At 69.7% G+C, this 14858-nt stretch carries 16 protein-coding genes; 5 read left to right on the top strand and 11 right to left on the bottom strand.

Annotation, left to right across the window (positions count from 1 at the left end; all coding sequences use genetic code 11):
* Positions 1–89 precede the first annotated feature (89 nt).
* The 5 genes from AOM45_RS14110 to AOM45_RS14090 all read left to right on the top strand — a co-directional run bounded on the left by AOM45_RS14110 (position 90) and on the right by AOM45_RS14090 (position 4269).
* Positions 90–1160, top strand: coding sequence for a sensor histidine kinase (locus tag AOM45_RS14110; RefSeq protein ID WP_030471370.1), 1071 nt, complete (start codon positions 90–92; stop codon positions 1158–1160).
* Positions 1157–1819, top strand: a complete 663-nt coding sequence (locus AOM45_RS14105) for a response regulator (RefSeq protein WP_301313362.1) — start codon at positions 1157–1159, stop codon at positions 1817–1819. The genes AOM45_RS14110 and AOM45_RS14105 overlap by 4 nt, the downstream gene beginning before the upstream one ends.
* 115 nt (positions 1820–1934) lie before the next feature.
* The gene (locus AOM45_RS14100) at positions 1935–2204 is read left to right on the top strand and encodes a hypothetical protein (RefSeq protein ID WP_030471368.1); all 270 of its coding nucleotides are present in this window, start codon (positions 1935–1937) and stop codon (positions 2202–2204) included.
* Positions 2201–3229, top strand: coding sequence for a hypothetical protein (locus AOM45_RS14095; protein ID WP_030471367.1), 1029 nt, complete (start codon positions 2201–2203; stop codon positions 3227–3229). The genes AOM45_RS14100 and AOM45_RS14095 overlap by 4 nt, the downstream gene beginning before the upstream one ends.
* Positions 3226–4269 (top strand): HAMP domain-containing protein, encoded by a 1044-nt coding sequence (locus tag AOM45_RS14090; protein WP_030471366.1) that lies wholly within the window; start codon positions 3226–3228, stop codon positions 4267–4269. The genes AOM45_RS14095 and AOM45_RS14090 overlap by 4 nt, the downstream gene beginning before the upstream one ends.
* A gap of 66 nt (positions 4270–4335) precedes the next feature.
* Here the strand turns inward: AOM45_RS14090 and AOM45_RS14085 are convergent, their stop codons facing one another.
* Genes AOM45_RS14085 through AOM45_RS14035 form a run of 11 tightly spaced genes read right to left on the bottom strand, consistent with a single transcriptional unit; the run spans position 4336 to position 14854 of the window.
* Positions 4336–4743, bottom strand: coding sequence for a nitroreductase family deazaflavin-dependent oxidoreductase (locus tag AOM45_RS14085; RefSeq protein WP_035912595.1), 408 nt, complete (start codon positions 4741–4743; stop codon positions 4336–4338).
* Positions 4740–5756, bottom strand: a complete 1017-nt coding sequence (locus AOM45_RS14080) for an amidohydrolase family protein (protein ID WP_030471365.1) — start codon at positions 5754–5756, stop codon at positions 4740–4742. Before AOM45_RS14080 ends, AOM45_RS14085 begins: the two co-directional genes overlap by 4 nt.
* Before the next feature lie 4 nt (positions 5757–5760).
* Complete coding sequence (locus tag AOM45_RS14075; RefSeq protein WP_030471364.1) at positions 5761–6282, bottom strand: 3-hydroxyanthranilate 3,4-dioxygenase; 522 nt, start codon at positions 6280–6282, stop codon at positions 5761–5763.
* 18 nt (positions 6283–6300) lie between these two features.
* Positions 6301–6720, bottom strand: coding sequence for a RidA family protein (locus AOM45_RS14070; protein ID WP_030471363.1), 420 nt, complete (start codon positions 6718–6720; stop codon positions 6301–6303).
* A 1-nt stretch (position 6721) separates the two neighbouring features.
* Complete coding sequence (locus tag AOM45_RS14065; RefSeq protein WP_030471362.1) at positions 6722–7468, bottom strand: 2-keto-4-pentenoate hydratase; 747 nt, start codon at positions 7466–7468, stop codon at positions 6722–6724.
* On the bottom strand, positions 7465–8472 hold the full coding sequence (gene dmpG, locus AOM45_RS14060; protein ID WP_030471361.1) for a 4-hydroxy-2-oxovalerate aldolase: 1008 nt from the start codon (positions 8470–8472) through the stop codon (positions 7465–7467). Before dmpG ends, AOM45_RS14065 begins: the two co-directional genes overlap by 4 nt.
* Complete coding sequence (locus AOM45_RS14055) at positions 8469–9404, bottom strand: acetaldehyde dehydrogenase (acetylating) (RefSeq protein ID WP_030471360.1); 936 nt, start codon at positions 9402–9404, stop codon at positions 8469–8471. Before AOM45_RS14055 ends, dmpG begins: the two co-directional genes overlap by 4 nt.
* Positions 9401–10198, bottom strand: coding sequence for a 2-keto-4-pentenoate hydratase (locus AOM45_RS14050; protein ID WP_236703488.1), 798 nt, complete (start codon positions 10196–10198; stop codon positions 9401–9403). Before AOM45_RS14050 ends, AOM45_RS14055 begins: the two co-directional genes overlap by 4 nt.
* Positions 10195–11652 carry a 2-hydroxymuconic semialdehyde dehydrogenase gene (locus tag AOM45_RS14045; RefSeq protein WP_030471358.1) on the bottom strand — a complete coding sequence of 486 codons (1458 nt, stop codon included), beginning with the start codon at positions 11650–11652 and terminating at the stop codon, positions 10195–10197. The genes AOM45_RS14050 and AOM45_RS14045 overlap by 4 nt, the downstream gene beginning before the upstream one ends.
* Positions 11652–13715 carry a kynureninase gene (gene kynU / locus AOM45_RS14040; RefSeq protein ID WP_156094202.1) on the bottom strand — a complete coding sequence of 688 codons (2064 nt, stop codon included), beginning with the start codon at positions 13713–13715 and terminating at the stop codon, positions 11652–11654. The genes AOM45_RS14045 and kynU overlap by 1 nt, the downstream gene beginning before the upstream one ends.
* Positions 13712–14854 (bottom strand): indoleamine 2,3-dioxygenase, encoded by a 1143-nt coding sequence (locus AOM45_RS14035; protein ID WP_162185730.1) that lies wholly within the window; start codon positions 14852–14854, stop codon positions 13712–13714. Before AOM45_RS14035 ends, kynU begins: the two co-directional genes overlap by 4 nt.
* Between the last annotated feature and the right edge of the window lie 4 nt (positions 14855–14858).

The following is a 14858-nucleotide window of genomic DNA, read 5'->3' as shown; positions in this document are numbered from 1 at the left end:
TTCGCCGACGCGGACACTGAACCCGCACACTGGGTCGCCACGTAGTAGCCAGCGATGGCGCAGCCCTGTCGTCGGCACGAGTGAATCCGGTGGACGTGAACATTTCCGTGGTCAAGAGGATCGAGACGCGCTGGCGGGGCGTCGGTAGACGGAATCGAGACCTGCTGGCCGACGTCACGGCCGTCGTGGCGTGCGCGGGCATCGACCTGGTCTCGGCGCACGGATCCGAGGAGACCGCGTGGGCTGTCGCTGCCGCCGTGCTGCTCGCGGCGCGCAGGAAGTTCCCCGCGACCGTGGCGGTGCTGGTCGCCTCCATCGACATCGTGACTCCCGGTGCCGTCTTCGCTGCCGTGTTCTGCGCCTTGTACACGGTCGGCGCCCGCGCCCGCGTCGGCCCGGGCTCGCTCGCGGTCGCCGCGACCTCGGCGGGCTACCTGCTGCCGCTGTGGGACGACGAGGAATCGTTCGGCCTCACCGTCGTCGCGTCGGAGATGGTGCTGCAGATCCTGCTCCCGCTCGCGATCGGCCTGTACCTGCGCCACGCTCGGCGGATGGTCGCGATGCAGCGGGATCAGGCCGTCGCACGGGAACGCGACCGGATCGCGCGTGAGATGCACGACGTCCTGGGCCACAAGCTGAGTCTCATCGCGTTGCACGCGGGAAAGCTGGAGCTCATCGGTACGGACACCGAGACCGCGCAGCTGCTCGGCGGGACCAGCCGCGCCGCCATGCGGGACCTGCGTCAGATCATCGGCGTGCTGGACGCGCGACCGGTACCGGTGGCCGAGCTCATCGAGAGCTCGCGCCGCGCGGGCCTGCGGGTCAGGTCGGCGTTGCCCGGCGATCTCGACACTCTCGCGCCCGAGGTGTCCGACGCTGTGCGGCGCGTGGTGCAGGAGGCGTTGACCAACGTGCACAAGCACGCCGGACCGGTCGACGTCGTCGTCGAGTACGAGGTAGTGCGGGGCAGGCCGCGGTTGACGGTGCGTAACAGCCCACCCGCGCAGCCGCCGCCCACGCACGGCACCGGCACCGGCCGGGGCCTCGCCACGCTGGCCGCGGAGGTGCGCGCACGCGGAGGCGAGCTGAGCTGGGGACCGCAGCCGGACGGCTGGTTCACGGTGACCGCGGTGTTCGAGCAGGGAGTGGACGTCAGATGATCTCCTCGGTGATCTCCGTTGTCGTCGCCGACGACGAAAAGCTGGTCAGGGCGGGCATCCGGGGCGTGCTGGAGACCGCGCAGGACATCAAGGTCGTGGCGGAGGCCGCCACTGGTTCGGAGGCGTTGCGGCTGGTGCACCAGCACCGGCCCGACGTCCTGCTGCTGGACATCCACATGCCCGACGGCGACGGGCTGGCCACCGCCGAGATGGTGAGCAAGCACGTGCCGTCCACCGCGGTCGCCATGCTGACCACCTTCACCCACGACCGGTACGTCGAGCGCGCGCTGCATTCGGGCGCGGTCGGCTTCCTGCTCAAGGACATGGAACCGCGCGCGCTCATCGACGCGGTGCGGTCGATCGCCGCCGGCGACGCCTTCCTGGCCCCGCAGGTGACCCGGTCGGTGCTCACCACGTTCCGCGAGCGGGACCCGCGGCGCGCGAACCGCGCCCGTACCCGGCTGGCCGCCCTGTCCGACCTCGAACGCAAGGTCCTGCGGCTGCTCGCGCAGGGCCTGTCGAACGCCGAGATCGCGCGGTCCTGCCACATGAGTGAAGGGTCGGTGAAGGCACACGTGAGCCGCATGCTCGTGAAGCTGGACTGCGCCAACCGCGTGCAACTGGCGATGATCGCCTACGACGCCGAGGACAACTACTGACGGGCGCCACCGCCGTCCTGGCGACCACTGGTTGAGTCGTCCGGATGTCCAGTGCTGACTGGACGATAGATACATCGCCGGGCCTCGGTCGGCATGGCCGTGTCACGTTCGGTTCGTGCAGAAACTCCGCTCGACCGCACGGGCGAGCGTGACGATCGTGGCCGTGATCGTCGTCGTGGGGCTCGTGCCGTACCTGCTTCCCGCCGGCGGAGAGGGTCCAGGGCCCGGGAAACCCGACGCGAGCAGGATCGACCTGCAGGCGCGGTACTCCGCCGAGCAGAAGGCCGACTTCGTTCACGTCGAGGTGCCCGAGGACCTCCGAGAGACGCCCTCGGCACGTGACCAGGTCGGGTCCGCGCTCGTCGGAAAGGGGGCCAGCCGATGAGCCGCACCCGCGTCCCCGGCGTACTGGCACCCTGGCTCACCGGCCTGATCCTGTTCTCCCTGCTGGCCGGCGGCGCCACGACCTACCTGGCGCGCCCGCGGCAGCTGTCCCCGATTCCCCAGTCCGTGCTGGACGCGAGACGGGAGAGCACGACCGCGTCCGCGCAGGCCGTCACCCGCTCGCTCAACGGCGGACTGACCAGCCTGTCCGAGATCGCCACCGTCGTCGACGAGTCGCTGAAGCAACGCAACCAGGCGCTGCTGGACCCGTTCCGTGCGCGGAGGTGGAAGTCGCTCTACGTCCTGGACCAGACCACCGGGACCGTGGTCGCCCAGGTCGGCGAGTCCGCGCAGCCCTCGGTCCTCGGTGAGCCCCTGCCGAAGGAGGCGGGCATGCGGACCGCCCAGGTCGGCACCGCGACCGAGGTCGTGCAGTACACACCCGTCGGCAAGCCGGCCGAGGCGAAGTACCTGCTGGTCGGGCACCACGACGTGAGGCGCCTGCGCGACCTGCTCACCCCAGCGGCCGCGGACGGCACCTGGCTGGTCGACCGGTCCGGCGCCGTGATCGAGGGCGTGGGCACCGGTGAACCACCGCAGGCGTTCGTCCCGCCGGCCCCGGCTCCCGGCGAAAGCGTCGCGGGCAGCCACGCGCGGCGGCTGGGCAGCCAGCTGGAGGTGTTCGCCTGGGCCTCCCTGACCGGAGGGGGACCGGCGACCGCGCTCGACTGGACCGTGGTGTCGGTCAAACCGGTCACCGACGTCACCATGGCCACCGACGACACGCGGCGTCGCGGCGTCACCGCCGGTGGGACGCTGGCAGCCCTGACCGCGGTCGTGTTCGGGGCGTTGTACCTGGTCGTGCTGCGTCCGATCCGGCAGCTCGGACAGGTGATCGTCGGGACGAGGTCCCCGGAGCGCGGACCGAGTCACGGCGAGGCGGGACACATCGCCCGCACGGTCGCGCAGGCCCGCAGAACCACGTCCGGCCGCCCGGACCACGAGACGGTGGCAGGAAGGCGATGACCAGGTCACAGCGGCGCCGCCGGCGTCACTTCTCTCTCGCTGCCCTCGTCTGGGCCGTCGGCGCCACCGCGTTGCTCGGACTCGGCGCGGGCATCGCGACCGCCCCGTCGTCCTGGCTGGTCGAGGACATCCCGCAGAGCGTGGTGACCGAGCAGCGGACGCGCACCGCGTTGGCCGCCCGTCAGCTGCAACGATCGCTCAACAGCAGCGTGTCCGACCTCAAGACGGTCGCCGCGGGCGTCCGGGAGCTGGACGACGACGAGACAGCAGGCCGTCTGCTCACGCAGCTGCTGGCCACCCGAACCGGTTACCGCGGAGCCGCCTACCTCTCCTCGGACGGCGCCGTGCTGGCCGTGGCCGGAGACGACATCGACGTCACCGCGGTCACCGTGTCGGACAAGCCTGCGCTGACTGCCGCCCCGCTCCAAGACGTGTCCCCGCGGGTCTACGTGTCGGTCCCGGTCACCGGTGACCGCGCGGGCTGGATCGTCGCCGAGTTCACACCGCAGGCGCTGATCCAGCCTCTCTCCCTGGCGGGCCCCGGCAACACGAGGCTGCTCAACTTCGACCGGCTGGTGATCGGCGCGACCTCCGACTTCACCACCTTCGAACCGCTGATCCGGCCCGACCTCGACCAGGCCGCTCAGTCCGCGCGCACCACCGGCGCGGGCGCCGCCGTGCACGCGGTCGACGGTCGCCGCCACGTCGTGAGCTGGGCGCCGGTCACCTCGGCGGAAGCCACCCGGCAGCTGGGTCTGTCCGTGGTGACCGATCGCCCGGAAACGTCGCTGCCGCTGCCACACTCGGCGGAGCGCAGCGAGCTCGCACTGCTCGGCGTGCTCATCGCCATCCTCACCGTGGTGATCTTCGGCTGGCTCTACGTGGTGGTCATCGGCCCGCTGCACGCCCTGGCCCGCGACGCCGCGCGGATCGCTGCCGGCGACCTGGCCACACCGGTCACCGTCCGCCGCTACGACCGCCTCGGCCTGATCGCGCGCGACCTCGAACGCCTGCGGCGCGACATGTCGTGGAGGTCCTGAATGTTCTTCCTGTACGCGGTTTTCGCCGTGTCGGTCGTCCTGCGGAGACTGCGACACCCGGCTTCGTCATTCGCGAGATTCCAGCACCAGCACGGGAATCGTCCGCGTGGTCTGGCTCGCGTAGTCCGCGTAGGGCGGGAACGTCGACACGGCCTCGTCCCACCACCGCGCCCGCTCGTCGTCGGCCACCTCGCGCGCGGTGAACCGGGAGACCTCGGTCCGGTCCTGCACCACGACGTCCGGGTTGGTCTTGACGTTGTGGTACCACGACGGATTGGTGTCAGCGCCACCGGCCGAAGCCACGATGGCGTAGACGCCGTCTCGTTCGATCCGGATCACCGGCGTTCGCCGCTCCGCGCCCGACTTCGCGCCGGTGGTGTGCAGCAGGATCACTGCTGTCTTCTTCCCGTCGATCTCCACGGCGATGCTGTCCGTTGTTCCGGTCCGGTCGACCAGGTCCAGCAGTTCCTTCATCTCTGTTCTCCGTTTCTCGGGAGCCGACCCAGAAACCGCTCGGCGTTTCCCCGGTAGATCTTGTGTCGTGTCACGGCGTCGAGGTGCTCGCTCGCGCGCACCACCGCGCCGGCCGGGCGTTCGCCCAGTGGGTAGGGGTAGTCGCTGCCCACCATCACCCGGTCCGCTCCGAGGGTGTCCACCAGCAGTCGCAGCGCCCGCTGGTCGAAGACCACCGAGTCCACGGAGAAGCGGTCGAGGTAGTGCGCGGGCGGGTGTTCCGACGTGCCGACGACGTCGTGCCGGCGGTGCCAGGCGTTCTCCACCCGGCCGAGCCAGAAGGCGAAGGAACCGCCGCCGTGGGCGAAGCAGATTTTCAGGCCCTGGTCCACGCGGTCGAAGACGCCGCCGAGGATCATCGCGAGGATCGAGAGGTGCGTCTCCGCGGGCATGGCGGTGAGCCACTGGGCCATCCACCGCGCGGACCTGGGCGAGGTGTCCACGTCCCAGGGGTGGACGAAGACCGGGACGTCCTGTGCGGCGCAGTGCTGGAGGAACGTCACGACTCCGGCGCTGTCCAGGTCGTCGTCGCCGACGTGGTTTCCGATCTCGACGCCGCGGTGCCCGTTCGCGAGGCAACGGTCGAGCTCGCGGCACGCGGAGTCCGGGTCCTGCAGCGGCACCTGGCAGAACGGGATGAGCCGGTCGGGAGCCTTCGAGGTGATGTCGAGCGCGAGGTCGTTGAAGATCCGCGCGATCCTCGTCGCTTCCTCCCCGTCCCGCCCGTAGTTGAAGAAGACCGGGGTGGGGGAGACGACCTGGGCGTCCACTCCGTCCGTGTCCATGTCGCGCAACCGGGTCTCCGCGTCCCAGCAGTCGGCGTGGACGCGCCGGAACTCTCGCGAGCCCAGCATGATCATCGCGTCGGACTCGGACTCGATCCGCAGCCAGGGAGCATCCACAAAGGACTCGTTGGTCAGGTTGGGCCAGCCGCGCGGTACGTAGTGGGTGTGGACGTCGATCAGCCCGTCCACGCGTTCAGCCCTTTCCCGGATGCGTTGTGCCGCACTCGGCACAGGTTCGGGCCTGCTGGTCGTGGTAGAACTGCTCGAAGACCGGGGGCAGGTCGGTCACGATGTCGTGGACCTGAAGTTCCACCTCGTGCAGGAGTGCGGAGCAGTTCTGGCAGTACCACAGGAACTTCTCCAGCGTGCCCTCCTCACGGACGCGCTCGATGACCAGGCCGATCGAACCAGGGTCCGGGCGCTGGGGCGAGTGCGGCACGTTCCCGGGCAACAGCCAGACCTGCCCCTCCCTGATGTGCACGGCCTGGGGCCCGTCCGAGGTCATGAGGTTGACGTGCATGTCGCCCTTGAGCTGGTAGAACCACTCCTCGTACGGGTCGAGGTGGTAGTCGGTGCGCTGGTTGGGGCCTCCGACGACCTGGACGATGAAGTCGTCGCCGACCGCCATGGTGCGGTTGTTGACCGGCGGCTTCAGCAGGTGCTCGTGCTCGGCGATCCAGCTCGCGAAGTCGATCACCTTGGGGATGTCGGGCACGGGTCTTCTCCTTTGCGGTCAGGTGGTGCGGGGCAGGTGAGCGACCACCTGGATCTCGATGAGCAGGTGCGGGTGCGGGAGCTGGTGCACGGCCACCGTGGTCCGGGTGGGGCCGTGCTCGTCGAAGTACTCGCCGTAGACCTCGTTGTAGCCGCCGAAGTCGTTCATGGACACGAGGTAGGTGGTGAGCTGCACGGCGTCCTGCAGCCGTGCGCCTGCGGTGCCGAGGATGTCGCGGATGTTCTCGATCACGGCACGGGTCTGCTCGCGGATGTCGAGCGTCGCTGTACCCATCTGGTCGACTTCGACGCCGACGAACGTGTTGTCGGGCCGACGCGAGCTCGTGCCGGAGACGAAGACGAAGTCGCCGGCGACTTTGACGTGCGGGAAGCGGCCCCTCGGGGTGGCTTTGCCCGCAATGACGTGGGCTTCGGTCATCTCACACCCCTCGCACGGTGACCATACCGAGTCCGGCGACGTCGCACGTGGTCACGCCACGGGTGAACGGCACCGCGGCGGTGACCGCGCCGGCGAGCACGATCTGCCCGGCCCGCAACGGGATTCGGTGGTCTCGGCACACACCGCGGAGTGCGTGCAGCGCGCGGACGGGCGCGCCGAGGATCGCCGCGGTGGAGCCGACGAGTTCCGTGCGTCCGCTGAGCAGGCGTACGGCCCGGTTCGTGAGGTCCTGCACGGGATGCCAGGCGCCGATCACGTAACCGGCGGCGGAAGTGTTGTCCGCCACCACGTCCACGTGCGTGAACCGGAAGTCGCGATACCGGGAGTCGATGATCTCCAACGCGGGCGCCACAGCGTCCACACAGGACTCGATGTCGGTGGGGTCGTCGGACTCGATGTCACGGCTCAGCCGGAACGCGATCTCCGGCTCGATCCTCGGGTGGATGAACCGGGAGAGGACCACGTCCGCGCCGTCGTCGGATCGCATGGCGTCGGTGAGCCGGCCGAGGATGACCTCGGACACGCCCATCTGCGCCATCTTGGCCTTGCTGGTGAAGCCCAGCTTGACGCCGGTCAGTCGTTCACCTCGCGCCGTCCGTCTGGCCAGCACCGCTGACTGCACGGCATAGGCGTCCCCGATGCCGAGCCCGTCGCCGAGGCTCGGGATGGCAGTCCGCGAGAGCTGTGCGACGTCCAGCCGCTCTGCCAATGCCTCCAGGGTGCTCACCGGGCACCACCGGCCAGGTCCAGTGCGACGTCCACGATCATGTCCTCCTGACCACCGACGAGCTGGCGCCGACCGGCCTCGAGCAGGACTTCCCTGGTGTCCAGCCCGTACCGGCGTGCCGCCCGCTCGGCGTGCAGGGCGAAGCTGGAGTAGACACCGGCGTAGCCGAGGGTGAGGGTCTCTCTGTCCACTTGGACCGGACGGTTCCGCAACGGCCGCACCACGTCGTCGGCCGCGTCCTGCAACGCGAAGAGGTCGCAGCCGTGCTCCCAGCCCAGCAGGTCCGCTACGGCCACGAACGCCTCGGCGGGACAGTTGCCCGCACCGGCGCCCTGGCCGGCGAGGGCGATGTCGACGCGTGTGGCGCCGTGTTCGACGGCGGTCACGCTGTTGGCCACCGACAGCGACAGGTTCTCGTGGGCGTGGATGCCGATCTCGGTCGCCGGGGCCAGCACCTGGCGGTAGGCGTCGACTCGTTCGGCCACGTCGCGCATGGTCAGCCGGCCGCCGGAATCGGTGACGTACACGCAATGCGCGCCGTACGACTCCATCAGTTCGGCTTGTGCGGCCAAGGCGTTCGGCGGGGCGAGGTGGCTCATCATGAGGAACCCGGCCACGTCCATGCCGTGCTCCCGCGCCCAGGTGATGTGCTGGGCACTGACGTCCGCTTCGGTGCAGTGGGTGGCTATCCGGACACTGCGCACGCCGAGGTCGTACGCGCGTCGCAGGTCCTTGATGGTGCCGATGCCGGGCAGCAGCAGCGTGGTCAGCTTCGCGTTGGTCACGACCTCGGCGGCGGCCGCGATCCACTCGTCGTCGGTGTGTGCACCGAAGCCGTAGTTCGCGCTCGAACCGGCGAGCCCGTCGCCGTGCGCGATCTCCACGGCTGCGACTCCTGCCTTGTCGACGGCGGAGGCGATGGCGCGCACCTGGTCGAGGGTGTAGGCGTGGCCCATGGCGTGCATGCCGTCCCTGAGGGTCACGTCCTGCAGGTAGAGCGTCATGCCGGCACCCACCCTCGCAGCACTGCCGCCTGCTCGGCCGTGCGCACCGCGGCGGCGGTCATGATGTCGAGGTTGCCCGCGTAGTCGGGCAGGTGGTGCCCGGCGCCCCGCACTTCCAGGAACACCGAGACGCGCACGCCGCTGACTCGCCTGCCGAGATCGGGGACCAGCACGTCGTCGACCGGGTCGAACTGCACCCGTTGCTTGAGCCGGTAGCCGGGCACGTACTCGCGGACGGCGTCGACCATGGCCTGCACGGAGTCCGTGATCCGGTCGCTGTCGACCGGTCCCTCGACGAGGCAGTACACGGTGTCGCGCATGACCAGGGGTGGTTCGGCGGGGTTCAGGACGATGATGGCCTTGCCCGCCTCCGCCCGGCCGACCTCGCGTATCGCCCTGGCGGTCGTCTCGGTGAACTCGTCGATGTTGGCGCGGGTTCCCGGACCGGCCGAGCGGGACGAGATGGAGGCGACGATCTCGGCGTAGGCGACCGGTGTGACGCGGGAGACGGCGGCGACGATCGGCACGGTGGCTTGCCCGCCGCAGGTCACCATGTTGAGGTTGCCGTCGTCGGCGTGGGTGCCGAGGTTGACCGGTGGGACCACGAATGGGCCTAGTGCCGCCGGGGTCAGGTCGATCATCAGCTTGCCGTGCTCACGGCAGACCTCGGCGTTGCGGGCGTGTGCCTTGGCGGAGGTCGCGTCGAAGACGACCTTGACGTCGGCGAACTCCGGCATCGCGGCGAAGCCGTCGACACCTCCCGCGGTGGTGGGCACGTTGAGCCTGGTCGCGCGCGCGAGTCCTTCGGATGCCCGGTCGATCCCCGCCATCGCGGCCATGCGCAGCGTCGGCGAGTGCCGCAACACCTTGATCATCAGGTCGGTGCCGATGTTGCCGGAGCCGATGATCGCAACGGGCACAGTTCCGTTCACGCGTCCTCCTCCTCTTCGATGACGGCCTCGACCTCGCCGAGTCCGTCCAGCACCAGCCGGTACCGGCCGGCTCCGGTGATCGGGACCATCGGGCCGAGCGCGCCGGACATCACCACGTCTCCCGCTGCCAGCGGCTGTCCTCGCCTGGCCAGTTCCCTGGCCAGCCACGCGACCGCGACCACCGGTGAACCCAGGCAGGCGTGCCCGGCGCCGAACGACACCGGTTCGCCGTCGAGGTGCAGGGTCATGCCAACTCGTGCGAGGTCGAGTCCGTCCAGCCGGAACGGCGTGGTGCCCAGGACGACCGCGCCGCTGGAGGCGTTGTCGGCGACGGTGTCGGTGATGGTCAGGTCCCAGCCCGCGATGCGCGAGTCGACGATCTCCACGGCGGCGAGCACGAAGTCCGTCGCGCGCAACACGTCCGCGACCGTCACGCCGGGCTGGTCGAGATCACGGCCCAGCACGAACGCGATCTCGCCTTCGGCGCGGGGTTGCAGGAACCGGTTGCGCCGCAACGGTTCGGTGTGTCCGTTGACCATGTCGTCGAGCAGGATCCCGAAGTCGGGCTGGTACACGCCGAACTGTTGCTGCACGGCGCGCGCGGTCAGGCCGATCTTGGCGCCCACCCGCCGGGCGCCGGTCTCGACGCGGGCGGCGGTGAGCCGGCGCTGCACCTCGTAGGCGGTGTCGATGTCCGCCACATGGTCGCGCACCGGAGGACACGGGATGCCGCTCCTCGCGGCCTCGGTCAGCATCGTGACGGCGGTGTCGATCTGGGCATCTCGGTCGGTCACAGGCGCACGCACACATTCGTCGGCTCGGTGTAGAAGTGCAGTGACGAGGCCCCGCCTTCGCGGCCCAGCCCGGACAGGCCGACCCCGCCGAACGGCGAGCGCAGGTCGCGCAGGAACCAGGTGTTGACCCACGAGATGCCCACGTTCATCGCCTGGGCGACCCGGTGGCCGCGGCGAAGGTCAGTGGTCCACACGGAGGCGGCGAGACCGTAGTCGGTGTCGTTGGCCAGCGCGACGGCCTCGTCCTCGGTGTCGAAAGGGATCAGCGCGGCCACCGGGCCGAAGATCTCCTCCCGCACCGGAGCGTCCACATTGGTCAGACCCGTCCACAACGTAGGCTCCGCCCAGGAACCCGAGTCCAGGTCACCGCCGAGCGTCGGCACACCACCACCGGTGAGCACCTCGGCGCCGGCGCGTCGGGCGAGTTCGAAGTAGTGGAGGACCTTGTCCCGATGTGTCCGCGAGATGAGTGGCCCTGTGGTGGTCGTCTCGTCCAGCGGGGATCCCATCCGCAGCGCACGTGCCCGTTCCACGAGCCCGTCGGCGACGTCCGCGAACACCGACCGCTGCACGTAGACCCGTTCTGTGCACAGGCAGACCTGACCGGTGTTGGCGAACACCGACCGCGTCAGACCGTCCACCGTCGCCGCCAGGTCGGCGTCGTCGAACACGATCGCCGCGTTCTTGCCGCCGAGCTCGAACGACACGGGCCGCACCCGTGCCGCCGCGCTCCGCATGACGTGGATTCCTGCCTCGGAAGAGCCGGTGAACGTCACCCCGTCGACTCCCGGATGCCCGCTGAGGTGTCCGCCCGCCGACCCGGCACCGAAGCCGTGCACGACGTTGTAGGCACCGGACGGCAGCCCGGCCTCGGCCAGGACCTCAGCCAGCAGGGTGGCGGTGGCAGGCGTCTCCTCGCTCGGTTTGACCACCACGGTGTTGCCGCAGGCCAGTGCCGGTGCCACCTTCCAGGTCAGCAGGAGCAGCGGAAGGTTCCACGGCACGATCACCGCGACGACCCCGAGTGGTTTGCGTACCGCGTAGTTCAGCGCCTGCCCACCGCCGGGCAGGTCGGTGAGGAACGACTCCAGCCCGGCGGTCGCCACGACGTCGGCGAAGGTGCGCAGGTTGCTCAGCGCCCTCGCGACGTCGAGCTCCCTGGCCTGGGTGACGGGTTTGCCGGTGTCGGCGACCTCGGCCGCGGCGAACTCGTCGAACCGTTCGGCCAGCAGGTCCGCCGCGCGGCGCAGCACCGCGACGCGTTCGGGCACCGGCGTGCGAGCCCACGCGGGAAGGGCACGCCGGGCTGCGATGACCGCGCGGTCAACCAGTTCCGGGGAGGCCTCGTGGATGCGGGCGTGCACCTGGCCGGTCGCCGGGTTCACGTCGTCGAAGCCCGCGTTCTCGTCGGGGTCGACGAACTCGCCGCCGACGAAGTTGCGAATCCACATCATCACGTCACCGCCAGCCGCTGCTGGTAGGCCGGGCGCGCCCACTCTTCTTGGGCCAGAACGGTTTTCAACGCCTCGACCGCCTTCTGGACGTCGGCAAAACGCGTGTAGAGAGGGGCCAGCCCGACTCGGATCACGTCAGGGGCGCGGAAGTCGCAGACCACTCCGCGGTCGATGAGCGCGCGTACGACTCCGTACGCGTGGTCGTGCCGCAGTGCGACGTGACTGCCGCGGTGGGCGGGGTTTCGCGGCGTGAGGACTTCGAGACCGAGCTCGGCCTCGACCGCGTTGATCAACATGTCCGACAGCGCGAGGCTCTTGGCGCGGACCTCGGTCAGGTCCACCTCGCGCCACAACTCCAGACTCGCTTCGAGCGGTGCGTAGGACAGGATCGGCGGCGTGCCCGTGCGGAACCGGTTGATCCCGTCCGCAGGCACGTACTCGATCGCGAACTCGAACGGCGAGCGGTGGCCGTGCCAGCCGGACAGGGGCTGCCGGGCCGCTTCCTGGTGGCGGCGCGCGACGTAGTTGAAGGCGGGTGATCCCGGGCCGCCGTTGAGGTACTTGTAGGTGCAGCCGACGGCGAAGTCGGCCTCGCTCTCGTCGAGGTGGATCGGCAGCGCGCCTGCGCTGTGGCAGAGGTCCCAGATCACCAGGGCACCGCTGCGGTGCACGGTTCTGGTCACCTCGGCCAGGTCGTGCAACGCGCTGGTCCGGTAGTCGACGTGACTCAGCACGACCACCGCGACGTCGTCGTCCAGCGCGGCTTCGAGGCCGCCGCTCTCGATCAGCCTGGTGCTGTGCCCGAGAAAGGACTCCAACGCACCCTCGATCACGTAGAGGTCGGTGGGGAAGGCTCCCGCCTCCGCCACGACGACACTTCGGCCCGGTCGCAGGGCGAGCGCGGCCACGAGCGCCTTGTAGAGGTTGATCGAGGTGTTGTCGGCAGCGATCACTTGGCCGGGCGCGGCGCCGATCAACGGGGCGATCTGCTCACCGACCGTTCTCGGCTTGTCGAACCAGCCGGCGGAGTTCCAGCTGCCCACCAGACCGCGCCCCCACTCCTCGCCGAGCACCTGGCTCACTCGCTGCCACGAGTTCTTCTGCAACGGTCCCAAGGAGTTGCCGACCAGGTAGACGGAGTCCTCCGGCAGGCTGAACCACGCACGATGGCGCGCCAGCCGGTCCGCGCGGTCCAGCGTTTCCGCTGTCCCGTCCACCAGCCGGAGCACCTCCGTGAACAACCTGCTGTCCCGCTCGCCCAGGTCGTACGGCGAGTCGAAGTGGTTGCGCCCGGCCTGTTCGAAGCTCGTCACCGGGATCCCGCGCGAACGCAGGTGCTGCGCGAACTCGCTGGACTGGCGTTTGAACTCGGCGGTCTCGTGCTCTCCCCAGGCGACGACGACCGGGCAGTGGACGGCCGCGCTGTTCAGCTGTGGGCTCAGGCGAACGACGTCGATCTCGTTCAGCCCCATCACGTCGTTGACGTAGGTCAGGCGGATCGGGCGGAGATCGAACACACCGCCCAGCAGCACCGCTCCGGCGATCGGGTCGCGGGGGAGACCTCGGGTGGTCCAGTCCGTGGCCAGGAGCGTGGCCACCAGATGGGCCCCGGCCGACGAACCGGCCACGACGATCCGCTCGCGGTCGATTCCATGGGAGGAAGCGTTGTGCCACAACCAGGAAAACGCTTCCCGGACGGACTCGACGATGGTGTCGAGCCGGGCGTGGGGAGCCAGCGGGTAGTCGGGGGTGACGTAGCGCAGTCCGGCCTCCAGCAGACCGGGGGCGGGAAACGTCGAGTCGTCCTTGCTGAGTTGCTGCCAGTAGCCACCGTGCACGAAGAACACCGCGGGACCCGGCTCGTCCGAGGGAGAGAAGATGTCGAGTGTCTGGCCCGGCTCGGTTCCGTAGCGCAGGTTCCGCCTGTCGTGGGGGAGCAGCGCGCGGGCCGCGGCGCTGTCGTCGCGGTAGGCGTCGATGACGGCGCCGAAGTCCGCCACGAGGCTGCTGGGGGAGTACTGCAGGTCCAGCTCGTGCTGCTGGTAGCCGCGGTAGACGGTCATGAGAGCTCCCTCGAGGTGGTCTCGGCCCTCGATGCCGTCAACATCGCGGTGAAGTTCGTGCCACCGGTGCCGCGCTCTTCGGCGCCGCGTTCGAAGCGCCTGATGTAGCGACCGGTGAGACCGATGTGTTGCGCGCGCAGCTCGGCGAGCGCCGTCACGCACAAGTTGTAGGCGGCGGTGAGCTGTGGACTGGCCTGACTCGTGACGTGGTCGTGCACGGAGGGTCCGGCTTCGAGGTCCTCGAGGAACCGCCGGTGCGGCACGGGCATGTAGTCCCGCATTCCGCGCAGGAACGACCGGGTCAGCTCGTGCTCGTGCGGGATGTCGAGGCCCGCGTCGATGGCCTGGATCAGTGAGCTCTGCGCGGCGCTGCCACCGGAGAAGACCCGCGGCTCGTCGTCGACTCCCTCGTAGACGATGCCGGGCTCGTCCCAGCCCGCGAGGTACGGACGCACCCGGTGGTAGAAGACGTGCGGATCGCACCAGCGTTCGACGTCGAGGAAGGCCCCGGTCGTCTGCGTGATCACCTCGGCGATGGCCAGCAGGTCGGCGGTCAGCCGGTCCGTGTTGCCCGCCACCACCGCGTGCTGGGCACCGACCAGCAACGGCAGCACGGGAGCGCCGGTGAGCTCGACGCCGACCGTGGCGAGGTAGAACCACTTCTCGTCCACCCCGCCGAGGAACGTCAGCTGGGTGTCGATGTTGGTGGTGCTCAGGGGTTCGTCGGTGGTGAGACGCCGCCAGTTGTTCAGCACGATGGACGCGTGCGCGATGACCGGTGGCCGGTTCAGCCGCGTTGCGAGGGCGCACCAGGGGACGGCGAGCGCCCTGGGAATGGTGGTCGCCGGGCTCTTGCCACCCCAGACGTAGGCGTTGCCCAGACAGGACAGCAGGAGGAACGCGCGTTCCAGCTCGGGTTCGCTCGTGAGTCCGTCGATCGCCAGTTCCGGCATGTGCTCGACCGCCGCGCGCAGCCGTCCGGTCATCACCAGCGCCGAGAGGTCGAGCGCGAGCGACTCCCAGATCGCGAACCGGCTGTCGAGCGCGTCGAGTGGATCTTGCGCGGGTAGGAAACCGTGGTGCGGGTCGATGGAGTAGCCGGCGAGGTCGGACACCCGGATCGATGCGTGAGTTGTCACTGCG

Source organism: Lentzea aerocolonigenes, assembly GCF_000974445.1.
GTDB classification, from domain to species: Bacteria; Actinomycetota; Actinomycetes; order Mycobacteriales; family Pseudonocardiaceae; genus Lentzea; species Lentzea aerocolonigenes.
This window is presented reverse-complemented; position numbering and strand designations above follow the sequence as displayed.